Source organism: Pseudomonas sp. LABIM340 (assembly GCF_040017195.2).
Taxonomy (GTDB): Bacteria; Pseudomonadota; Gammaproteobacteria; order Pseudomonadales; family Pseudomonadaceae; genus Pseudomonas.
Window position 1 is genome coordinate 4,121,566 of the sequence record NZ_CM200227.1, and the last position, 21,397, is coordinate 4,142,962.

16 protein-coding genes are annotated in these 21,397 nt (G+C 67.0%); 4 read left to right on the forward strand and 12 right to left on the reverse strand.

The window, feature by feature from the left end; all coding sequences use genetic code 11:
• Window positions 1-13 precede the first annotated feature (13 nt).
• Entirely contained in the window at window positions 14-1,462 is a 1,449-nt protein-coding gene (locus tag ABKS89_RS18730) for a PucR family transcriptional regulator (protein ID WP_138214613.1), read from the forward strand.
• A gap of 57 nt (window positions 1,463-1,519) precedes the next feature.
• Here the strand turns inward: ABKS89_RS18730 and ABKS89_RS18735 are convergent, their stop codons facing one another.
• The 12 genes from ABKS89_RS18735 to ABKS89_RS18790 form a co-directional block, all read right to left on the reverse strand.
• A complete protein-coding gene (locus tag ABKS89_RS18735) occupies window positions 1,520-3,031 on the reverse strand; it encodes a CoA-acylating methylmalonate-semialdehyde dehydrogenase (RefSeq protein WP_348586559.1) in 1,512 nt (503 codons plus the stop codon).
• An 87-nt stretch (window positions 3,032-3,118) separates the two neighbouring features.
• Entirely contained in the window at window positions 3,119-3,469 is a 351-nt protein-coding gene (locus ABKS89_RS18740) for a cupin domain-containing protein (protein WP_138214615.1), read from the reverse strand.
• Window positions 3,470-3,481: 12 nt separating this feature from the next.
• Window positions 3,482-4,864, reverse strand: a complete 1,383-nt coding sequence (locus ABKS89_RS18745) for an NAD(P)/FAD-dependent oxidoreductase (RefSeq protein ID WP_138214616.1) — start codon at window positions 4,862-4,864, stop codon at window positions 3,482-3,484.
• Between the two features lie 79 nt (window positions 4,865-4,943).
• Window positions 4,944-6,338, reverse strand: a complete 1,395-nt coding sequence (locus tag ABKS89_RS18750) for an amino acid permease (protein ID WP_138214617.1) — start codon at window positions 6,336-6,338, stop codon at window positions 4,944-4,946.
• A gap of 187 nt (window positions 6,339-6,525) precedes the next feature.
• Window positions 6,526-7,242 (reverse strand): SDR family NAD(P)-dependent oxidoreductase, encoded by a 717-nt coding sequence (locus ABKS89_RS18755; RefSeq protein WP_138214618.1) that lies wholly within the window; start codon window positions 7,240-7,242, stop codon window positions 6,526-6,528.
• 27 nt (window positions 7,243-7,269) lie between these two features.
• The gene (locus ABKS89_RS18760; RefSeq protein WP_138214619.1) at window positions 7,270-7,755 is read right to left on the reverse strand and encodes a DUF2165 family protein; all 486 of its coding nucleotides are present in this window, start codon (window positions 7,753-7,755) and stop codon (window positions 7,270-7,272) included.
• Window positions 7,756-7,896: 141 nt separating this feature from the next.
• The gene (locus ABKS89_RS18765; protein WP_138214620.1) at window positions 7,897-10,395 is read right to left on the reverse strand and encodes a TonB-dependent siderophore receptor; all 2,499 of its coding nucleotides are present in this window, start codon (window positions 10,393-10,395) and stop codon (window positions 7,897-7,899) included.
• Between the two features lie 134 nt (window positions 10,396-10,529).
• The gene (locus tag ABKS89_RS18770) at window positions 10,530-11,516 is read right to left on the reverse strand and encodes a FecR domain-containing protein (RefSeq protein ID WP_242015362.1); all 987 of its coding nucleotides are present in this window, start codon (window positions 11,514-11,516) and stop codon (window positions 10,530-10,532) included.
• A gap of 5 nt (window positions 11,517-11,521) precedes the next feature.
• Window positions 11,522-12,031, reverse strand: a complete 510-nt coding sequence (locus ABKS89_RS18775; protein WP_138214622.1) for a sigma-70 family RNA polymerase sigma factor — start codon at window positions 12,029-12,031, stop codon at window positions 11,522-11,524.
• A gap of 126 nt (window positions 12,032-12,157) precedes the next feature.
• A complete protein-coding gene (locus ABKS89_RS18780) occupies window positions 12,158-13,252 on the reverse strand; it encodes an NAD(P)-dependent alcohol dehydrogenase (RefSeq protein WP_138214623.1) in 1,095 nt (364 codons plus the stop codon).
• A 164-nt stretch (window positions 13,253-13,416) separates the two neighbouring features.
• The gene (locus tag ABKS89_RS18785) at window positions 13,417-14,085 is read right to left on the reverse strand and encodes a response regulator (protein WP_138214624.1); all 669 of its coding nucleotides are present in this window, start codon (window positions 14,083-14,085) and stop codon (window positions 13,417-13,419) included.
• Entirely contained in the window at window positions 14,082-15,476 is a 1,395-nt protein-coding gene (locus ABKS89_RS18790; protein WP_138214625.1) for an ATP-binding protein, read from the reverse strand. The genes ABKS89_RS18785 and ABKS89_RS18790 overlap by 4 nt, the downstream gene beginning before the upstream one ends.
• A gap of 165 nt (window positions 15,477-15,641) precedes the next feature.
• On the opposite strand from ABKS89_RS18790, the gene ABKS89_RS18795 reads away from it, so the two are divergent.
• The 3 genes from ABKS89_RS18795 to ABKS89_RS18805 are packed head-to-tail and all read left to right on the forward strand — an operon-like array spanning window position 15,642 to window position 21,365.
• A complete protein-coding gene (locus tag ABKS89_RS18795) occupies window positions 15,642-16,841 on the forward strand; it encodes an efflux RND transporter periplasmic adaptor subunit (RefSeq protein WP_138214626.1) in 1,200 nt (399 codons plus the stop codon).
• 10 nt (window positions 16,842-16,851) lie between these two features.
• Window positions 16,852-19,986 carry an efflux RND transporter permease subunit gene (locus ABKS89_RS18800; protein WP_138214627.1) on the forward strand — a complete coding sequence of 1,045 codons (3,135 nt, stop codon included), beginning with the start codon at window positions 16,852-16,854 and terminating at the stop codon, window positions 19,984-19,986.
• Window positions 19,986-21,365: an efflux transporter outer membrane subunit gene (locus ABKS89_RS18805; RefSeq protein ID WP_138214628.1), complete on the forward strand. Its 1,380-nt coding sequence runs from the start codon at window positions 19,986-19,988 to the stop codon at window positions 21,363-21,365. Before ABKS89_RS18800 ends, ABKS89_RS18805 begins: the two co-directional genes overlap by 1 nt.
• The last annotated feature ends 32 nt before the right edge of the window (window positions 21,366-21,397 follow it).

Consider the following 21,397-nt stretch of genomic DNA (forward strand, 5'->3'; position numbering starts at 1 on the left):
GACCGGAAACACCATGCTGACGGTGCAGGACCTGATCGACATCCAAGCGCTGAAACTGCGGGCCGTGGCCGGCCTTCCGGGCACCAGCCGGCTGATCACCTGGGCCCACGCCGTCGACCTGCCCGACCCCTGGCGCTGGATTTCGCCGGGCGACCTGGTGATGACCACGGGCCTCGGCATTCCCAGCGGCGCGGGTGATCAGGTGAGCTGGCTGGAGCAGCTGGTGCAGAGCAACGCCAGTGCGCTGGTATACGCCCCCAGGCCGAATGCGCCCAAGCTCTCCTCCAAGCTGCTGAAGGCAGCCGACCGCCTGCTCTTCCCGGTGCTGCTCGCCAGCTTCGAGCTGGAGTTCAACAAACTCTCGCACCATGTGATCGAGAGCGTACTGCAGGCCCAACGCGAACGCTTCAACGCCAGCGAGCGACTGTTCCAGACCTACGCCGATGCTTTGCGCAAGGAACCGGGCATGGCCGGGCGGCTGTCGATCCTGGCCATGACCCTGGACCTGAACCTGGCCATCGAAGACGCGGTCAGCGGCCAGACCATCGTCGAGTCCCGCTCCTCGCGCCAGCCGGCTCCGGAACAGGTCGAGCGCATCCCCATCGGCGGACGCACGCGGGCCAATCTGGTGCTGGCGCGCAAGGGTGAACGTACGCTAGACGACCCCATCCTGGTGCGCTCGCTGGTAGGTCTGCTGGGCGTCGAACTGGAACGCCTGATGATCCAGCGCGACACCCAGCGCGAAGAAGGCGCGGCACTGCTGCGCAGCCTGATGGAGAGCGAAACCGAATTCAGCCTCGCCCGCCCCCTGCTCGAACAGCGCGGGCTGGTCGGCAGTCTGGTGTGTCTGACGATCAAACCGGGCAGCCGTGGTGCGTGGAGCGCGGACGAGCTGCACCAGGCACCCGCGCTGCATAACGCCGGCCCGCTGCTGCTTAGCGACAACGCTCTGTTGCTGGCAATCAGCCGCGACGACAACGCGGTCTTTGATGCTCTGCGCAGCAACCTCGGCGAAGGCACGGTGATCGGCATTAGCGGCCCCATCGCTGCGGCCACGGGATTCCGCGAAAGCGTCCGCCAGGCACGCCTGGCGCTGACCCAGGCCCAGGAAGTCGAGGCCGATATGCTGCGCTATGGCGAGGTGGAAACCGGGCTGATCATGGCACCCAAGTCCCTGGCCGAGGCCCGCGCGCTGGTGGGCCGTTACCTCGGCCCGCTGATCGAGCACGACCGTACCCAGGGCGCGGCGCTGTTGAAGACACTGCTGACCTTTCTGGAGAACGATGGCAACTGGAAGGCCACCGCCTTCGACCTCGGCATCCACCGCCAGACGCTGGTCTATCGCCTGAGGCTGGTCGAGCAGCTCACCGGCATCAAGCCCACCACCACCCAGGGCATCGCCCGCCTGTGGATCGCCCTCCAGGCCGGCAAGAACATGGGGTTGTTCGACAGCCCGAGCTGAATGCACAGCGGCCCCGTACCGAAGTACGGGGCCGCTGTGGGTTACTCGCCGAGGGGATCAGTTACTGGTCGGCATGGCGAACTCGGCGCCCTTGGCGATCGCCTGCGGCCAGCGCTGCATGATGCTCTTCTGCTTGGTATAGAAGCGCACGCCCTCCTCGCCGTAGGCATGCATGTCGCCGAACAGGCTCTTCTTCCAGCCGCCGAAACCGTGCCACGCCATCGGCACCGGGATCGGCACGTTGATGCCGACCATGCCTACCTGGATGCGCCGGCCGAACTCGCGGGCGACGTGGCCGTCACGGGTGTACAGGCTGACGCCGTTGCCGAACTCGTGGTCGTTGATCAGTTGCACTGCCTCGGCGAAATCCTTGACGCGGATGCACGCCAGCACCGGGCCGAAGATTTCTTCCTTGTAGATGCGCATGTCCGGGGTGACGTTGTCGAACAGCGTGCCGCCCAGCCAGAAACCGTCGCCACAACCTTCGCCGGCCACTTCGCCATTGAAGCCGCGGCCGTCCACCAGCATCGTGGCGCCCTCTTTCACACCCTGCTCGATGTAGCCGGTGATGCGCTCCAGCGCCGCGCGGGACACGATGGGGCCCATCTCGGCGTCGAGGTTGGTGCCGTTGAGCACCTTGAGGCTGCGGGTGCGCTCGATCAGTTTCGGCATCACTTTCTCGGCGGTCTCGTCGCCGACGAACACTGCCACGCTGATCGCCATGCAGCGCTCGCCGGCCGAACCGTAGGCCGCGCCGATCAGCGCATCGACGACCTGGTCGATGTCCGCGTCGGGCATCACCACCAGGTGGTTCTTCGCGCCGCCGAGGGCCTGCACGCGCTTGCCGTGGCGTGCGCCGGTCTCGTAGATATGGTTGGCGATCGGCGTAGAGCCGACGAAGGAAACCGCCTGTACGTCCGGGTGTTCCAGCAGCGCGTTGACCGCTTCCTTGTCGCCCTGCACCACGTTGAACACGCCGTCGGGCAGGCCGGCTTGCTTGAGCAGTTCGGCGATGAACAGGCTCGGGCTGGGGTCGATGGGGCTCGGCTTGAGGACGAAGGTGTTGCCGGTGGCCAGGGCCACGGGGAACATCCACATCGGCACCATCACCGGGAAGTTGAACGGGGTGATGCCCGCCACCACCCCAAGCGCCTGGCGCAGGGTCCAGTTGTCGATGTTGGTGCTGACCTGGTCGGTGAAATCGGTCTTCAGCAGCTGCGGCGCGCCGCAGGCGAACTCGACGATCTCGATGCCGCGGGTGACTTCGCCCAGGGCGTCGGTGAACACCTTGCCGTGCTCGGCGGTGATCAGCCGAGCCAGGTCGTCGCGGTGCTCGTTGAGCAGCGCCAGGAAGCGGTTGAGGATGCGCGCGCGGCGCAGCGGCGGCAGGTTGCTCCAGGCCGGGAACGCGGCCTTGGCGGAAGCAACGGCGGAGTCCACGTCAGCGTGGCTGGACAGTTGCACCTGGCCGGTAACGACGCCGGTGGCCGGGTTGTAGACCGGCAGTTGCTGGCCACTGGTGGACTCGACCTGAGCGCCGGAAATCCAGTTGAGGATGCTGTTGGTCATTGCGCTTTCTCGTTCAGGGGGCGCTGCACGGCGCCCGGGATATCAGACTCGACGGGGGTGATTTTCCCGTCGGTGAAAAGGCTTCGGTCAGTAGATCGCGTAGACCTTGCGGACGGTTTCCAGCACGTCCCAGCGCCCGGTCCAGCCTGGCGGCAGGATGATCAGGTCGCCGCCGGTGACCTCCACTGTTTCGCCGGTGGCATCGTCCGTCAGCTGCGCTCGGCCGGAGAGAATGTAGGTGAACTCGGTGTCCGGGCGGTTCACCACCGGCCAGCCGCCGGGCTGGCACTCCCAGACGCCGAGATTGCCGGTGGCCTCGGGCGCCAATTGCTGGATAGCGATCTGCGGATCACCCCGGTCGGCGCCGGCGCGCTGGCCGGCCTTGACCAGCGGCAGCGTTTGCAGGGCGGCGGATTTGAGGATCGTGAAAGTGGTCACGGCATACTCCTGTCAGTGCGCACCGGTGAGCTTTTCCAGCAGCATCGCGGTACGGGATGGTCGATGGGTGACGCGCTCCTCGATGTCGCTCAGCGAGGCGGCGGCGAGCCCGCTGTTGACACCCAGCCAGCGCAGCGGCTCGGGCTCCCAGGACGGCGAGCGGTGGTTGACCAGGGGCAAGGTGTTGATCGCCTCGTCCCGGCCCTGGATCAGGTTGCGCAGGATGCGCCCGGCCAGGTTGCTGGTGGCGACGCCGTCGCCGACGTAGTTGCCGGCCCAGGCGATGCGGTTGGCGCGGTCGATGCTCACGGTCGGGCACCAGTCGCGCGACACGCCCAGCGCGCCGCCCCAGCGATGGGTGATGCGCGCGTCGCGCAGCGCAGGGAAGAATTCCAGCAGCGTCTGGTGGATCTTGCCGTGGATGCTGTCCACCAGGTCGGCGTCCTCGGTGATCCGCGATCCCCAGCGATACGGCGCGCCGCGCCCGCCGAAGACCAGCCGGCCCTCGGCCGTGACCTGGCCGTAGACGCGCAGGTGGCGCATGTCGTTGAAGGCCAGGCGGTGGTCGAGGTTCAGTTGGCGGCGCAGTTCGACCGGCAGCGGCTCGGTGGCCAGAACCAGCGAGTACAGCGGGATGACGAAGCGCGAGAAGCCCGACTGCTGCGAGGTGAAGGCCTCGGTGGCGCGCACGGTGAAACCGGCCTTGACCGAGCCGCGCGCGGTGCGCACCACGCCCGGAGCCATCTCGGTGACGGCGGAGTGCTCATGAATCGTTGCGCCCATCGTCTCCACCAGCCGGGCCAGGCCACGCACCAGCTTGCCGGGATGGATCAGCGCGCAATGCTCGGTATAGAGCCCGCCCAGCGTACCTTCGGCGCCAACTCGAGCAGCAGCCTGCGCGCCGCTGAGCAGTTGCCACTGGTTCGCCAGGCCGAAGCGTGCGGAGCCTCCCACTGCTGCCCGAGCACGGGCCAGCTGCGGCTCGCTGCGAGCCAGGGAGAGAAAGCCCTGCTTGGCGTAATCCGCCTCGACGCCTTCCAGCGCGAGGACGCGGCCGATCTCGTCCACCGTCTCGTTCATGGCCGCCTGCAGTTGCAGGGCGGCGTCGTGGGAATACAGCTGGGCGACGCGGTCCAGCGAGATCGGGAAGATCGCCGAGGCCCAGCCGCCGTTGCGCCCGGAGGCGCCGAAGCCGACTTCGCGCTTGTCCAGCAGCACCACGCGCAGCGAGGGATCGCTCTTGAGCAGGTAGTAGGCCGTCCACAGGCCGGTGTAGCCGGCGCCGACGATGACGACATCGGCGTCCGTGGTGCCTTCCAGCGGCGCGCGGGACGGGCCCTGCTCGAACCACAGGGGTTTGTTGGGTAGCTGGGTCAGATCGATTCTTGCGGTCATGGGGTTGCCTTCCAATTGACGGCCATGGAACAAGGTTGAGTCGGCGGCGAATGAGGGTTACGAGGCGTTGCGCGCAGATTTATGTGGCGCTACGCGCCGGGACTGCAGCGCCCTGCTGGCGGGCACGGGACATGCGCACCAGTACGTAGGAGGCGGCGATCGCGGCGATGGCGATCAGGCACTGCAGCAGGCTGATCTGCATGCCCGGATCGAAGGCCATGCTCACCAGCACCGCGATGATCGAGGCGGTTACCAGCAGCGGCAGCCAGGGGTGGCCCCACATGGCGAACTTCAGGTTGCCCTCGGCCACCCAGCGCCGGCGCAGCTTGAGTTGCGACAGGCAGATCACCAGGTAGACGAAGAGGAACACGGTGCCGGAGGAATTGATCAGGAACTGGAACACGGTGTCCGGCCAGAGCGCGGCGATCACCACACAGCCGTAGCCGACGATGGTGGAGGCGATCACCCCGCGCACCGGCACGCCACGGCTGCTGACACCGGCGATCCAGCGCGGCGCCTCGTCGTTGGAGGCCAGCACGTAGAGCAGGCGCGAGGAGGTGTAGAGGCCGGCGTTGAGCACCGACAGCACCGCCACCAGGATCACCGCGGTGAGCATGTGGCCGGCGCCGGGGATGCCGATGTGCTCCAGGGTCGCCACGAACGGCGATTTGCCGGCCTTGATCTCGGTCCAGGGCTGCGCCACCACGATGAAGAAGGTCGCCAGCACGAAGAACACCAGGATGCGCAGCATTACCGTGTTGACTGCCTTGCGGATGTTGCGCGAAGGGTCTTCGGACTCGGCGGCTGCCAGGGTGGCGACTTCCACGCCGGTCATGGAGAAGATCACCACCACCACGCCAGTGAACAGCGAGGACACGCCGTGGGGCAGGAAGCCGCCGTGCTCGGTGAGGTTGCCGAAGCTGGCGGTGGAGTTCGGCCAGAGATGGAAGGCATAGGCGCCGGCGACGATCAGGAAGACGATGATCGCCGCGACCTTGACCCCGGCGAACCAGTACTCCGCCTCGCCGAAGGAGTGCACCGACATAAGGTTGAGCAGCGTCATGCCGACCATCAGCCCGAGGGCGATCATCCACACTGGCAAGTCGGGGAACCAGCCGTTGATGATCTGCCCGCCGACCACGGCTTCGAAGCCGACCACGATCACCCAGAAGTACCAGTACAGCCAGCCGGTCATGTAGCCGGCCGGGCGGCCGAAGGCCATGCGCGCGTAATCGACGAAGGAACCCTTGGCAGGATGCGCGGCGGCCATTTCGCCGAGCATGCGCATCACCAGCGCGACGATGATGCCGGTGATGGCGTAGGTAATGAAGGCGCCCGGCCCGGTGGAGGCAATCACCGCGCTGGAGCCGACGAACAGCCCTGCGCCGATGACACCGCCCAGGGCCAGCATGCTGATGTGTCGCGTCTTGAGGGCACGCTTCAAGCGCGGGTCGTGCTCTGTCTGAATAGGCACAGGTTGTCTCCTTTTATTATTAGTAATCAACGCCGCCTGCCCCGAGATTAGGGACGCTCAGCCAGGCTGAACATCGCCGAAATCCAAGCTGAGAGGGGCTGCGCTGTACAAATGTATGAAGGAGAACTTCGGAGCAGAGCGGCGGACCGGGGCGCCGCTGATTGCGCCCCGGACTCCATGGTGAAAGTCAGAAACGCTGGTCGCGGATGGCGGGCAAGGTCAGCTCGCGCACGAACGAGGAAGCGGACAGGCGCAGCAGCGCGTCGACCAGCGTGACTACGTCGTGCATCGGGATCAGTTGCCCTTCCCCACGGGTGGCGGCTTCGGCGAGCGGCATGGCGAGCGGATCGTCGGCGTTGAGGTTGCCCAGTTGCAGCACGGTCACTGCCAGGCGCTGGTCACGGAAGCTTTCGCGCAGGGCATCGGCCATGCCGCTGAGGGCGAACTTGGAGGCGCCGAAGGCCACTTCCGGGCGGCCGCTCTGGCGCAGCGCGGAGGTCGAGCCGGTGAGGATCAGCTGCGGCCGGGCGGAGCCGAGCAGCCGCGGCACCAGGCGCTTGAGCAGCAGCAAGGTGGCGGTGATGTTGACGTCGACGAGCGTGGCGATGGATTTGTCGCTGTCGCCGAGAAACGAGTACTGCTCGCTGAAGGCGTGCTCCTCCCAGATGCCGACGTTGCAGATCAGCACATCGAGCTCGGCCGGCGCTTGTACCGCGATCTGCGCGACCGCTTGCGCCGGCATGGCGAGGTCCGCTTCGATCCACTGCGGATCGATGCCCGACGCCAGCGCCAGGGTTTCCGGCCGCCGGCGCGATACGCCGATCAGCGAATCTCCCGGTTGGCCAAGCCCTTCGAGCAGGGCGCGTCCCAGCCCCCTGCCCGCTCCCACGATCAGCATCGTCATGGGTTTTCTGCGTGCATCCATGGCGCATCAACTCCAGCGAAGGTTGAGGACGAGGAAGTTCAGCAGCACCCAGACGACCAGCACCAGGTGCGTCAGCTGCAGCCCTTCCTGGCGAATCCAGTAGCCGAACCAGAGCCCGCCCAGCAGCATGGCGAAGAGGAAGGCCAGCGCCGCGCTGAGGGCCAGGTTCAGCCAGGGTCTGGCGGCGTCGAGGCCGTCGCCCAGCAACAGCTCGTAGCAGCCGGTCCAGGCCGCCAGCACCGCGACGATCTGCAGCAGGATGACAACGATCAGTGCCAGGCGATGCAGCGCCGGCGAGGCCAGGGCGCGCGCGAGCAGGGGAAAGTCGATGGCGGGTGGCTGGCGCAGCGGCGCCATCGCCATGGTCGCGCCGACTGCCGCGACCGAGCTGGAGAAGGCATGCAGGTTGTTGATCAGCGCGATGCTCAGCCAGAGGCTGAAGCCCAGGAAGCAGGTGGCCTGGAAAATCATCAATGAAGCGTGGGTGTCCATACCGGGTCCTTGTGCGGTCATGTTCCGAAAGTGCCTGCCCGCCGCCCCGAAAACAGCGACGGCAGGCAGGCACGGACGGACTCTAGGACCTCAACCTAGGTTGAGGTCAACACACCGCGTGACCTGGGTTCGACCCCCGTGTCAGAACGCACCCTGCAGGGTGACCATGAAGTTGCGCGGCTCGCCGTAGAAGTTGCCCCAGGAAACGGCCCCCACGCTCTGGTAGTACTTCTTGTCGAACAGGTTGTTGCCGTTGAGCGCGACGGTCCAGTGGTCGTCGATGCGATAGCCCAGGCGGCCATTCCAGATGGCGTAGTCCGACTGCACCGAGGTGACGCTCCCACTGCGCACGGAGACGTCGCTCTGAGCCGTCACACCCGCGCCCACGTTCCAGCGATCCAGTTCTCCGGCCAGTTGGTAATCAGCCCAGGCACGGAACAGGTGGCGCGGAAAATAGGTGGTGGTGAAGGTCGGTTCCTGCGGGTTCTCCTCAGCGCTGTTGAGGTACTTGGTCTGGGTGTAGGTGTAGCCGGCCAGCAGCTGCAGCCGGTCGATGACCTCGCCGCTGACTTCCGCCTCGAAGCCCTGCGCCCGGACCTTGCCCACGTCGGTGTAGCAGTAGCCGTCGGAGGAGCCGAGGCAGGTGGTGTCGTAGTTGGCTTCGGCGCGATGCTCCTCGACCGTACGGAAGAGGTTGAAAGCCGTGTTGACGCGGCCATCCAGCAACTCACCCTTGATGCCCAGCTCGTAGCTGGCCCCGGTCTTGGGTTGCAGCGGGCTGCCGGACTCGTCGGTGTAGGTGCTCTGCGGCTGGAAGATATCCGCGTAGCTGGTGTAGACGGACCACTGGTCGTTGAGGTCGTAGATCAGCGCCGCGAACGGCGTGAGCTGGCCGTTCTCCTGGCTGCGGTCGTGCTGCCAGTAGTCCCAGGCCTGGGTGTAGGAATCGCGACTGTTGCGATACCAGCTGACACGGGAGCCGAGGACGAAGGTCAGCGGCTCGGCCAGCTTCAGGCGCAGGGTGGCGTAGGTGCCGAACTGCTTCGTGTCCGACTCGGTGGGAATCGGGCCGCCACGGTAGGAGTTGGGGGCGTAGAAATCATCCGCCGGCTCGGGAATGTGCGAGTTGGGGTGGAACGGGTCCTGGGTAGCGCCCAGCAGGCTCGACATGTTGATCAATGCCCAGCGGTCGTGGGTCTTGGCGCGGCTGGCGTTGGCGCCGACTGTCAGTTCATGCTGCAGGCCGAAGGCATCGAATTTGCCATCCAGGTAGGCATCGAAGCCATAGTCGGTCTGGTCGTAGTCGAACAGCCCGGAATACACCGAGGAAGGCGCCGAGGTCGCGCCCGGCGTCACGCCGCCTGAGGTCTCGGACAGCGCGTATTTCATGTTCTGGTCGTTGTGGGTCCAGACGCCGGCGAACTTGAAGGCCCAGTCCTCGTTCAACTGGTGGGACAGATCGGCGAACAGCGTGGTGCGCTCGCTCTCCCAGTTGTTCCAGGAGGCGCCCAGGCAGGTCGAGCGACTGAGCTTCAGGTCCTTGCCATTGCTGTAGCGCGGCAGGCCGTGCCAGCAGGGCGTCGCGTCGAGCTTTTCGTAGGCGACGCCCAGGCCCACCGTCGTGTCGGGGCTGACGTCGTAATCCAGCGCGCCATAGAGAATCTGGTCGTTGCGCTTGCCGACATCGTAGAAATACTGGCGATCCTGCAACGCCACCACGGTGCGGCCACGCAGGGTGCCGGACTCGTTGAGCGGCCCGCCCACGTCGACCTGCCCCCGGTAGTTGTCCCAGCTGCCGGCCGACAGCGACAACTTGGTCTCCGGCACGGCCTGGCCCCGCTTGCGGACGAAGTTCACTCCACCGGTGGAGCTTCCCGAACCCTTCATCATGCCCGCCGCGCCCTTGAGTACCTCGACGCGATCGTAGAAGGCCATGTCGCCGGAAAAGCTGTTCGCCTGCACGTACTCGCCGCCGACATCCAGCGGTACGCCGTCGTACTGGTACTGTCCCTGCATCATGAAGCCACGGGAATAGAAATACTTGCCGCCCATGGGCGACTCGTACACGGCGATGCCCGGCGTCTTCTCCATCGCCTGCTCGATGGTGGTGATGTTCTGGTCATCCATGTAGCGGCGAGTCAGGACGGTGACCGACTGCGGCGTCTCACGCAGGCTGTGCGCGCCCTTGCCGATGGTCACCGCGCGGGCACTGTAGGAGTTGGTGCCCTCGCTGGTCGGGTCCAGCAGCTGGCTGGAGATGGTGGTGGCATCCATCTCCAGCACCGCATCCGACGGCGCCGGCACCAGGCCGTAGCCGCCGTTGTCCAGGCGCCGCACCGTCAGCTTCGTCCCGGACAGGATGCGAGCGAAGCCGTCGTCGATGCCGTACTCACCGTTAAGCCCGCCACTGCGTTTGCCTTCGGTCAGGCCCGCATTCACCGAGATCGGGATGCCGGCGCGGCGGCCGAACTCGCCGAGCACCTGGTCCAGCGGGCCGGCGGGGATGGCGTACTGCTGGGTGCGGGTGGCGGTGGATTCGGCCTGCACCGGCATGACCGGCAGCAGGGTGAGCGTGGAGCAGGACAGCAGGGCAAGGCCGAGCGACTGGCGCAGGGCGCGGGTGATGGGGTGAAGCGTCATGGGCAGAGGGTCCGTTTCTCGTTGTTGGCCCGCAGGTGCGAGCAGGGATTTCTCCCTAGGCCAAGCGAGAAACGAAAACCTGCCGACTTTTCGAGAATTATTTTCATTGGCACGGTCTGGCGGCCTTACCCACCTCAGCGCGGGCCCACCGTGACCCAGTAGCGGGTGCGTCGCTGGATGGTCACCGGCAGGCTGTCCTTCAGCATGGCCAGCACCTGGTCGGTGTCTCCCAGCGGGTAGGAACCGCTCAGGCGGATACCTGCAACGGCGGGGTCGCAGCGCAGCAGGCCGGGGCGGTAGCGATCCAGTTCGGCAAGGAAGTCCGCCAGCCGCATGCGCTCGGCCACCAGATAGCCATCGACCCAGGCGCCGTCGTTCACTTCCAGCGCCTGCGGAGCGCTGACGCCGGCCGCGCCGATACGGGCCTGCGAGCCGGCTTCGATCACCCTCGCCTCGCCGCCAGCCAGCGAACTGGCGGCGACGCGGCCCTGGGTCACCGCCAGCAAGGTGCCGCGTCCGTCGTGCTCACGGCGGACACGGAAGCGCGTGCCCAGCGGTTGCAGCACGGCGTCGCCGCTGACGACCCGCAACGGCCGCCCGGCACTGTCGCGGGCAGTGAGAATCTCGATCTCGCCGTAACGCAAGCGCAGCTCGCGAACGTTGTCGGTGTAATGCAGGTCGACCGCCGTGGCCGTGTTGAGCCACAGCTGGGTGCCATCGGGCAGCGTGCGCTGCGTACGCTCGCCGGTTGCGGTGTGGTAATCCGCCATGGCGCCCTCCACCCAGGGCGTATCGCGTCCCTGCCAGGCCAGGCCGCCGAGCAGGCCGAAGCCGACCAGCACCTTGAGCGCCTTGCGCCGGTCCATTTCGTTGTAGTGCCGGCGCCCGGCCAGTTGCCGCGTCAGCGGATCGGCCAGCCTCCCGGCGTGGCGCTGCAGGCCGAGCGGGATGCTGCTCAGGCGCTGCCAGGCACGCTCGTGCTCGCTGCTGGCCTCACGCCAGACCAGCAACTGACGCTGCTCGGCCTCGCTCATGCAGCCTGACTGGGCCAGGGTGAACCAGGCAATCGCCTGGTCGCGGATGACGGCGGAGATCGGCCGGGAATCGCTATCGCGGGACATGGCGCTCACTCGAACCGGCACGCATAGCAGGCGGTGAAGGCCTTGCTCATGGCCTTCTGCACCTGGTTGACGCTCAGCTCCAGGCGCAGGGCTATCTGCGGGTAGGTCAGGCCGTCCAGCTGCGACATCAGGAAGATTTCCCGCACTTGCGGCGCGAGGCCATGCAGGAGTTCGTCGATTTCCACCAGCGCTTCGATCAGCAGCAGGCGCTCTTCCTCCGAAGGCGCCACCGCCTCAGGCCGTGCGGCCAGCGCTTCCAGGTAGGCCCGCTCGACCGCCTGGCGGCGCCAGCGGTTGATCAGCAGGCTGTTGGCAATGGTGGCGAGATAGGCCAGCGGCTGACGCAGATCGGCGATGGCGCTGCGCGAGCGCATCACGCGCACGAAGGTGTCCTGCGCCAGGTCCTCGGCATCGGCGTGCTCGCCCAGGCGACGGCGCAGCCAGCCCTTCAGCCAGCCGTGGTGGGCAATGTAGAGCCGCTCAACATCCCTTTCGAATGCCCGCTCGCTGTCCATGAACATCCAGCTTTGTTAAACATGATAATCGTTCTCAACAATACTGGATTTGCCCTGTCCTGTGCAATTGGGTTGAACGCTGCAGGGAATGACCGCCGGCCGCAGGCGGTCATTCCCTGCCCCGCCTCAGGGCTTGATGGCGATCTTCAGCACGCCGTCGCGCTGGTGGGCGAACAGGTCGTAGGCCTCGACGATGTTGTCGAGGGCATAGTGGTGCGTGACCAGCGAGCCGAAGTCGGCGCGGTTCGACTCGATGATGCTCATCAGCCGGCGCATGCGCTCCTTGCCGCCGGGGCACAGCGCGGTGTTGATCTTGTGATCGCCCAGGCCGGCGGCGAAGGCGGACAGCGGAATCTGCACGTCCTTGGAGTACACGCCCAGGCTCGACAGGGTACCGCCCGGCTTGAGCACTTTCATCGCCTGTTCGAAGGTGCTCGGCAGGCCCAGGCACTCGATGGACGAATCGGCGCCGCGGCCGCCGGTGAGCTTCATCACCTCCTCCACCACGTCGCACTGCGTGAAGTCCAGGGTGACGTCGGCGCCCATGCTGCGGGAGATGTCCAGCCGGTGCGCGTTGCCATCCACCGCGATGATGGTCGACGCTCCCAGCAGGCGCGCGCCCGCCGTCGCGCACAGGCCGATCGGCCCCTGGGCGAAGATGACCACGGTGTCACCGATGCGGATGTTGGCGTTCTCGGCGCCCTTGAAGCCGGTGGACATGATGTCGGGGCACATCAGCACCTGTTCGTCGGTGAGGCTGTCCGGAATCGGCGCAAGGTTGCCTTCGGCGTCCGGCACGAGCACGAATTCGGCCTGGGTGCCATCGATCAGGTTGCCGAAGCGCCAGCCGGCGGTGGCCTTGTAGCCGTGACAGGCGCAGCGGCCGCTTTCCACCAGGTAGCTACCGTCCTGGGAGGGCACGCCGTCCTGCGCGGCATAGGAATTGAAGTTGGGGCAGATCGCACCAGCGATGACCCGCTGGCCTTCGCGGTAGCCCTTCACGGCACTGCCGAGCTTCTCGATGATCCCGACCGGTTCGTGGCCGACCGTCAGCCCCTTCGCCACCGGGTATTCACCCTTGAGGATGTGCACGTCGGTGCCGCAGATGGTGGTCGTGGTGATACGGATCAGCGCGTCGTTGGGGCCGATCTCCGGGATGGGCTTGTCCGCCAGTTCGATGCGGCCCGGCTCCACGAAAATCGCTGCCTTCATCATTGCCATCGTTCTCTCTCCTCGCTTGATATGCACCATCGGTACAGATGACCGGGGGCGGAGGCCGGATCTTCACCACGACCTGCCACCCTCGCCCGATTCGAACCAGTGTGCTGGGCCTCGGCGAAATCCCGTTGATGCATATCAACGTCGGGGAAGGCTCGGCTGTCGCTCTACTCGCACTCCAGGCTGTAGCCCACCCCGTACACCGAGCGGATCGGATCGACCTCCGGGGTGATGGCGGTCAGCTTGCGCCGCAGGTTCTTCACGTGACTGTCCACGGTGCGGTCGGCGACCACCCGGTGGTCCTGGTAGATATGGTTCATCAGCTGGTCGCGCGACAGCACCTGCCCCGGCCGTGCCGCCAGCGCGGCGAGCATGCGGAACTCCACCGGCGTGAGGTCCAGCGCGATGCCCTGGTAGCGCGCGTGAAAGGTGCGTGCATCCAGCTCCAGCCCGAAGCTCGACGCCTGGGTGCCGGTACGCCGCAGCACGGCCTTGACCCGCGCCACCAGCTCGCGTGGCGAGAAGGGTTTGCAGATGTAGTCGTCGGCGCCCAGCTCCAGGCCGAGCAGGCGGTCGATCTCGTCGACGCGGGCGGTCATCATGATGATCGGCAGCCGGCTGAAGCCGCGCAGCTCGCGGCAAATGTCGAGGCCGTCGCGCCCTGGCAGCATCAGGTCGAGCAGCATCAGGTCGTAGTGTTTCTGGCGAATCGCCGGGACCACCTCCAGGCCTTCGGCGAGGTGGTCCACCTCGAAGCCCGCGGCGCGCAGGTAGTCGCCCACCAGTGCGGCCAGCTTGGGTTCGTCTTCCACCAGCAGGATCTGTCCCTGGCTCACGCTTCACCTCCAGCGACCGGCAATTCCAGAGTCAACAGCAATCCACCCAGCGCCGAGGCCTTCGCGCTCAGCTTGCCGCCATGCACCTCGGCGATGCCCCGGCAGATCGCCAGCCCGAGCCCGGTGCCGCCACTGGCGCGGTTGCGCGAACGCTCGGCACGGTAGAAGCGTTCGAACAGGCGCTCCAGCGAAGCGGCATCCACCCCCGGCGCGCTGTCCTCGCATTGCACCAGCACGCGCTCGCCGTCGCGCAGCGCACGCAGCACCGTCTGCCCGCCGCTGTCAGTGTAGCGGCGGCTGTTTTCCAGCAGGTTGTGCAGCAGCTGACCCAGGCGCGATTCGTCGCCGAGCACCCACAACGGCTGCTCCGGCAGCTCCACGCACAGGGTCAGGCCGCGCTCGGCGAAGCTCGCCTGGAAGGCCTCGGCCACCACCGGCAGGAGGACACGCAGGTCGATGCGCTCGCGGCGGTAGGTCGGTCCGCCGACTTCGGCCAAGGACAGGTCGAACAGGTCGTCCACCAGCTTGGTCAGCGCGCCCACCTCGCCCTGCAGCGAGCGCAATGCAGTGGCGTCCAGCGGGCGAATGCCGTCCTCCATAGCCTCCAGTTCGGCGCGCATCACCGCCAGTGGCGTGCGCAGTTCGTGGGAGATGTCGGCCATGAAGTCGCGGCGCATGCGCTCGTTGCCTGCCAGGGTCGTGGCCATGCGGTTGAAGTCGCCGGCCAGTTGCCCGGCTTCGTCCTGCGAACGCACCGGCACCTGGATCGCATAGTCGCCGGCCGCCAGCTCATGGGTGGCGCGCGCCACCTCGCGGATCGGCCGCAATAGCGCGCGGCTCAGCCACCAGGCGATCACTGCCGTGCCCAACAGGCAGGCCAGGCCGACCAGCAGGCTGGAGCGCAATTGATTGAGCTGGAAGCGCCGGTCACCGACGCTGGTCACCGACTGCAGCGGCGCCAGGGCCATCCAGCCGACCACGCGCCCCTCAAAGTTGATCGGTCGCAGCAGCATGTCCCCGGCGGCGGCGCGGTAGCCGATGATCGGCTTGCGCTGCTCGTCCAGCAGGGCAAAGCGGACGAAGGCGCCGGTGAGGTCGGAGACGGTGAGCAGGCTGGGGTCGAAGGTCTTGTCGTCCTTGATGTCGTCCGGGCGCAGCAGTTCGAACCACTGGTCCTGGTCGCGGCGGATGAAGTCCCAGCTGCCGTTCTGCGCGTAGGCCTGCTCGATGCGCGGGACGATGCGCTCCATGCGCTCCTCGGCCTGCTGGTTGAGGTAGCCGAGGAAGCCGTACTTCAGGCTCAGGTAGGCGGCGAACACCATGCCCAGTACGGCGAAGGCGCACACCGCGAGCATGGCCAGGAAGAACTTGCTGGAAAGACTGACTTTCATGGCACCGCCGGGGCAATCGAAACTGTCGTCATTGAAGCGCGCCCCCCCTCACGGGGCAAGGCGCGGCGGGCAATCTGCGCTTTTTCTCCCAGATGGCTGCACAGTCTCTGCACATTTGCCGAGCAGTCTGGACCGTGAAAATCATTCCGGTGCGGAGCCCCTCGGATGTCCTCCTTCTTCCCCTCCTTGTCCCCCCTGTCTCGTGCCCTTCTGCTGGGCGCCGGCCTGTTCGTCCTCGGCGGTTGCCGCGATGAGAGCGCCGCCGCCCCCAGCCTGCCCGTGCAGGAAGTCGCGGTCTACCACGTCGCCAGCGCGCCCCAGGCCCTGAGCACCACCCTGCCCGGCCGGGCCAGCGCGCACCTGGTTGCCGAGATCCGCCCGCAGGTGGGCGGCATCCTGCTCAAGCGCCTGTTCGAGGAAGGCGAGACGGTGAAGGCCGGCCAGGCGCTCTACCAGATCGACCCGCAGACCTACGAGGCCGCCCTCGCCCAGGCCGAGGCCAGCGTCACTTCGGCGCGCGCCACACTCAAGGCGGCCGAGCTGAAAGCCAAGCGCGATGCACAGCTGGTGAAGATCGACGCCATCAGCGCCGAGGACAACGAGAGCGCCCAGGCCTCCCTGCTCGAAGCCCGCGCCAGCCTGCAGTCGGCGCAAGCCGCGCTGCGCACCGCGCGGATCAACCTCGGCTACACGAAGATCAACGCGCCCATCGCCGGCCGCACGTCCACCTCGTCGGTCACCGCCGGCGCGCTGGTCACCGCCGAGCAGACCACCGCGCTGACCACCGTGCAGCAGCTCGACCCGATCTACGTCGACTTCACCCAGCCCAGCGGCACCCTGCTGCGTCTCAAGCGCGAGCTGGCCGAAGGCAAGCTCACTCGCGCCGAGGAGAAAGACGCCGCGCGCATCAGCCTGCAGCTGGAAGACGGCAGCACCTATGCCCACGACGGCACCCTCACCTTCAACGGCGTGAGCGTGGATGAGAGCACCGGCAGCGTGACCCTGCGCGCCCTGGTGCCCAACCCCGACGGCCTGCTGCTGCCGGGCATGTACATCAAGGCGACGCTGCAGGAAGGCGTGCAACAGGACGCCATCCTCGTGCCGCAGCAGGGCGTCAGCCGTGACGAACGCGGCGGCGCCACCGCGCTGGTGGTGGTGGACGGCAAGGTCGAGCAGCGCGAGCTGACCCTGGACCGTGCCGTTGGCAATCGCTGGTGGGTGAGCAAGGGCCTGGAGGACGGCGACCAGTTGATCGTCCAGGGTCTACAGAAGGTCCGCGTCGGCCAGCCGGTGCAGGCCATCGACTGGGAAAACGGCAAGGCCGGCGACGCCAGCCTGACCGCCCGCAACGACAGCACCGACTGAGGCCCACGTCATGGCACGCTTCTTCATCGACCGGCCGATCTTCGCCTGGGTCATCGCCATCCTGGTGATGCTCGGCGGCATCCTCGCCATCTACCAGCTGCCGCTGGCGCAGTACCCCAACATCGCGCCGCCGCAGATCAGCCTCAACGCCACCTACACCGGCGCCTCGGCCAAGACCATGGAAGACTCGGTGACCCAGGTCATCGAGCAGCAGATGACCGGGCTCAACGGCCTGACCTACATGTCTTCGAGCAGCAGCTCGGCGGGCAGCGCCACCATCACCCTGACCTTCGAGGCCGGCACCGACGTCAACACCGCGCAGATGCTGGTGCAGACCAAGCTGGAGCAGGCCAAGGCACGCCTGCCGGAAACCGTGCAGCAACAGGGCATCGAGATCCGAAACTCGGCCAGCGACTTCCTGATCATCGTCTCGCTGGTCTCGGACAATCCCGAGGTCAGCGCCACCGACATCAGCGACTTCATCTCCAGCACGCTCTACGACCAGATCAGCCGGGTCAACGGCGTCGGCGAAGTCACCACCCTGGGCTCCAGCTACGCCATGCGCATCTGGCTCGACCCGGACAAGCTCAAGCAGTACTCGCTGATGCCCTCGGACGTCAGCAGCGCGCTCACCGCGCAGAACGTCGACACCTCCGCCGGCCAGCTCGGCGCCCTGCCCGCCCGCCCCGGCCAGCAGCTCAACGCCACCATCAGCGCGCGCAGCAAGCTGCAGACCGCCGCGCAATTCCGCGACCTCGTCCTCAAGTACGCCAGCAATGGCGCGGTGGTGACCCTGGCCGACGTGGCCCGCGTGGAACTGGGCAGCGAAAGCTACGACGTGGTGGCCGAACACAACGGCCGGCCTTCTGGCGGCCTGGCCGTGAGCCTGGCCACCGGCGCCAACGCGCTGGACGTGTCCGAAGCCGTGCAGGCCAAGCTCGCCGAACTGGAAAAATTCTTCCCCAGCAAGCTGCAACTGCGCAGCGAAGTGGCTTACAACACCGCGCCCTTCGTGAAGATTTCCATCGAGGAAGTGGTCAAGACGCTGTTCGAGGCCATCGCCCTCGTCGTACTGATCATGTACCTGTTCCTGCAAAACATCCGCGCCACCCTGATCCCGGCCATCGCCGTGCCGGTGGTGCTGCTGGGCACCTTCGGCGTGCTCGCGCTGATGGGTTATTCGATCAACACCCTGACCATGTTCGGCATGGTGCTGGCCATCGGTCTTCTGGTGGACGACGCCATCGTGGTGGTGGAGAACGTCGAGCGGATCATCGCCGAGAAAGGCCTGTCGCCCCGCGAAGCAACGCGCCAGTCCATGGGCGAAATCAGCGGCGCGTTGATCGGCATCGCCGTGGTGCTCTCGGCGGTGTTCGTGCCGATGGCCTTCTTCGGCGGTTCCACCGGCGTCATCTACCGGCAGTTCTCGGTGACCATGGTCGCCGCCATGGCGCTCTCGGTGCTGGTCGCGATGACCCTCACCCCGGCGCTGTGCGCCACCCTGCTCAAGCCGAACGCGAAGCACGGCGAAGAGCGCCGAGGCTTCTTCGGCTGGTTCAACCGCACCTTCGAGCGCGGCTCGCGTGACTACCAGCGCGGCGTTGGCGCCGTGCTGGCGCGGCCGCTGCGCGCACTGGTGATCTACGCGCTGGTGCTGGGCGGCGTGGGCGTGATGTTCCACAAGCTGCCCACCGCGTTCCTCCCCGACGAGGACCAGGGCATGCTCATGATGATGATGACCCTGCCGGTGGGCGGCACCGACGAACGCCTGCAGGACGTCACCCGCGAAGTGCAGCAGTACATGCTGCAGCAGCCGGAAGTGGCCTCGGTGCTCACCGTGCGCGGCCTGGGCAACGGCGGCAACGCGCAGAACTCCGGGCGCGGCTTCATCAAGCTCAAGGACTGGAGCGAGCGCCAGGGCGAAGAACACAGCGCCGCTGCCGTGGCGCGCCGCGCCAACATGGCACTGTCGAAGATCCTCGACGCCAACGTCTTCGTCATCTCACCACCGGCGATCCAGGGCCTGGGCGAAAGCTCCGGCTTCGACATCCAGCTGCAGGACCTCGCCGGCCTCGGCCACGCGGAGCTGCTCAAGGCCCGCGACAGCTTCCTCGAACTGGCGGCCAAGGACCCGCGCCTGGCCAACGTGCGCGCCCAGGGCCTGGAGGATACCCCGCAGCTCAACGTCGACATCGACGACCGCAAGGCCGGCGCCATGGGCGTGGCTTCCGGCGACATCAACGACACCCTCAGCGCGGCCATGGGCGGCAGCTACGTCAACGACTTCCTGGATGCCGGCCGGGTGAAGAAGGTCTACCTCCAGGGCGACGCCGACAAGCGCATGCAGGCCGAGGACATCGGCGACTGGTATGTGCGCAACTCCAGCGATGCCATGGTGCCGTTGTCAGCCTTCACCAGCACCCGCTGGAGCACCGCCTCGCCGCTGCTGGAGCGCTACAACGGCTTCGGCTCCTACGAGCTGGTGGGCGAACCGGCGGCCGGCGTCAGCTCCGGCGACGCCATGGCGGCGGTGGAGCAGATCATGGCCCAGCTGCCCGAAGGCATCGGCTACGCCTGGACCGGCCAGTCCTATCAGGAGCGCCTCGCCGGCAACCAGGCGCCGCTGCTCTACGCCATCTCCATCCTCTTCGTGTTCCTCTGCCTGGCGGCGCTGTACGAGAGCTGGTCGGTGCCCTTCGCGGTGATGCTGGTGGTGCCGCTGGGCATCCTCGGCGCGTTGCTGCTGACCGGAGTGCGCGGGCTGTCCAACGACGTCTACTTCCAGGTCGGCCTGCTGACCACCGTGGGCCTGGCGGCGAAGAACGCCATCCTCATCGTCGAGTTCGCCAAGGAGAACTACGAGCGCGGCCAGGACCTGCTGGCGGCCACGCTGGAGGCGGTGCGGGTGCGCCTGCGCCCAGTACTGATGACCTCCCTGGCCTTCATCCTCGGCGTGCTGCCGCTGGCCCTTTCCAGCGGCGCCGGCGCCGGCGGGCGCCAGGCCATCGGCACCGGTGTGCTCGGCGGGATGCTCGCCGCCACCCTGCTCGGCCTGTTCTTCATCCCCCTGTTCTACGTGCTGGTGCAGCGCCTGGCTTCACGCCGCGCGGTGAGCAGCGACGTCACCGCTGAAGGAGAAGCCTGATGCGTCTGTCCCCGATCCCCCTGGTGCTCGCCCTGATGCTGGGCGGCTGCGTGAACCTCGCCCCCGACTACCAGCGCCCCGACGCGCCGGTAGCGAATCAGTGGTCCACCGCTACCCCGGCCGGCCAGGCCAGCGCCGATATCGCCTGGCGCGAGCTGTTCGTCGATGCCCGCCTGCGCGACACCGTCGCCCGCGCCCTGGCCAACAACCGTGACCTGCGCGTCGCCGCGCTGAACGTCGAGTACCAGCAGGCGCAGTACCGTATCCAGCGCTCGGCGCTGTTCCCGGCGGTCTCCGCGACCGCCGACGGCACCCGTCAGCGCTCGGTGTCCGACGGCAGCAACGCGGTCAGCAGTCAGTACAGCGTCGGCCTGGGCGTGAGCAGCTACGAGCTGGACCTGTTCGGTCGCCTGGGCAACCTGAAGGACGCCGCGCTGGAAGACTACCTGTCCCTGGAGCAGACCCGGCGCAGCACGCAGATCAGCCTGGTGGCCGAAGTCGCCAGCGCCTGGATGACCCTGGCCGCCGATCAGCAACTGCTGACCCTGGCGAAAGAAACCTATGCCAGCCAGCAGAAGACCTACGAGCTGACGCAGCAGAGCCATGGCCTGGGTGGCCAGTCCGGGCTGAGCCTGGCGCAGTCGCTGAGCACCGTGGAATCGGCGCGCGCCGACGTGGCCAACTACGCCAGCCTCGTCGAGCAGGACCGCAACGCGCTGGAACTGCTGGTGGGCGAGCGCCTGGACGACAGCCTGCTGCCGGGCGATGCGAAACTCGACGCGGCGCTGCTGGTAAACGTGCCCGCCGGCCTGCCCTCGACATTGCTGCAACGCCGCCCCGACGTGCTGGCAGCCGAGCACACGCTCAAGGCCGCCAACGCCGACATCGGCGCCGCGCGTGCGGCCTTCTTCCCCAGCGTGACCCTGACCGCCAGCGGCGGCAGCGCCAGCAGCGAGCTGTCCGGGCTGTTCAAGTCCGGCAGCCGCGCCTGGAGCTTCGCCCCGTCGATCAACCTGCCGATCTTCAACGCCGGCAGTAATCGCGCCAGCCTCGACGCGGCGAAGATCACCCGCGACATCGACGTGGCCAAGTACGAGAAGACCCTGCAGACCGCCTTCAGCGAAGTCGCCGACGCCCTCTCCGTACGCGACCACATCAGCGAACGCCTCGACGCCCAGCGCAGCCTGACCCAGGCCACCGAGAAGAGCTACGACCTGTCGCTGTCGCTGTACAAGCAGGGTTCGCAGAGCTTCCTCGAGGTGCTCGATGCGCAACGCTCGCTGTACTCGGCGCAGCAGACGCTGATCAGCCTGGAGCTGTCCGAGCAGGTCAACCGGGTAACCCTGTACAAGACCCTCGGTGGTGGCTGGCAGGGCTGAATGGCAGGCGAATGAATCGGTTGGCGCCTGCG

Excerpts from the sequence above, each read along its gene's own strand:
- ABKS89_RS18730 (WP_138214613.1), top strand. The coding sequence starts at position 14 with ATGCTGACGGTGCAGGACCTGATCGACATCCAAGCGCTGAAACTGCGG.
- ABKS89_RS18735 (WP_348586559.1), bottom strand. The coding sequence starts at position 3,031 with ATGACCAACAGCATCCTCAACTGGATTTCCGGCGCTCAGGTCGAGTCC.
- ABKS89_RS18745 (WP_138214616.1), bottom strand. The coding sequence starts at position 4,864 with ATGACCGCAAGAATCGATCTGACCCAGCTACCCAACAAACCCCTGTGG.
- ABKS89_RS18755 (WP_138214618.1), bottom strand. The coding sequence starts at position 7,242 with ATGACGATGCTGATCGTGGGAGCGGGCAGGGGGCTGGGACGCGCCCTG.
- ABKS89_RS18760 (WP_138214619.1), bottom strand. The coding sequence starts at position 7,755 with ATGGACACCCACGCTTCATTGATGATTTTCCAGGCCACCTGCTTCCTG.
- ABKS89_RS18765 (WP_138214620.1), bottom strand. The coding sequence starts at position 10,395 with ATGACGCTTCACCCCATCACCCGCGCCCTGCGCCAGTCGCTCGGCCTT.
- ABKS89_RS18770 (WP_242015362.1), bottom strand. The coding sequence starts at position 11,516 with ATGTCCCGCGATAGCGATTCCCGGCCGATCTCCGCCGTCATCCGCGAC.
- ABKS89_RS18775 (WP_138214622.1), bottom strand. The coding sequence starts at position 12,031 with ATGGACAGCGAGCGGGCATTCGAAAGGGATGTTGAGCGGCTCTACATT.
- ABKS89_RS18780 (WP_138214623.1), bottom strand. The coding sequence starts at position 13,252 with ATGGCAATGATGAAGGCAGCGATTTTCGTGGAGCCGGGCCGCATCGAA.
- ABKS89_RS18790 (WP_138214625.1), bottom strand. The coding sequence starts at position 15,476 with ATGAAAGTCAGTCTTTCCAGCAAGTTCTTCCTGGCCATGCTCGCGGTG.
- ABKS89_RS18795 (WP_138214626.1), top strand. The coding sequence starts at position 15,642 with ATGTCCTCCTTCTTCCCCTCCTTGTCCCCCCTGTCTCGTGCCCTTCTG.
- ABKS89_RS18800 (WP_138214627.1), top strand. The coding sequence starts at position 16,852 with ATGGCACGCTTCTTCATCGACCGGCCGATCTTCGCCTGGGTCATCGCC.
- ABKS89_RS18805 (WP_138214628.1), top strand. The coding sequence starts at position 19,986 with ATGCGTCTGTCCCCGATCCCCCTGGTGCTCGCCCTGATGCTGGGCGGC.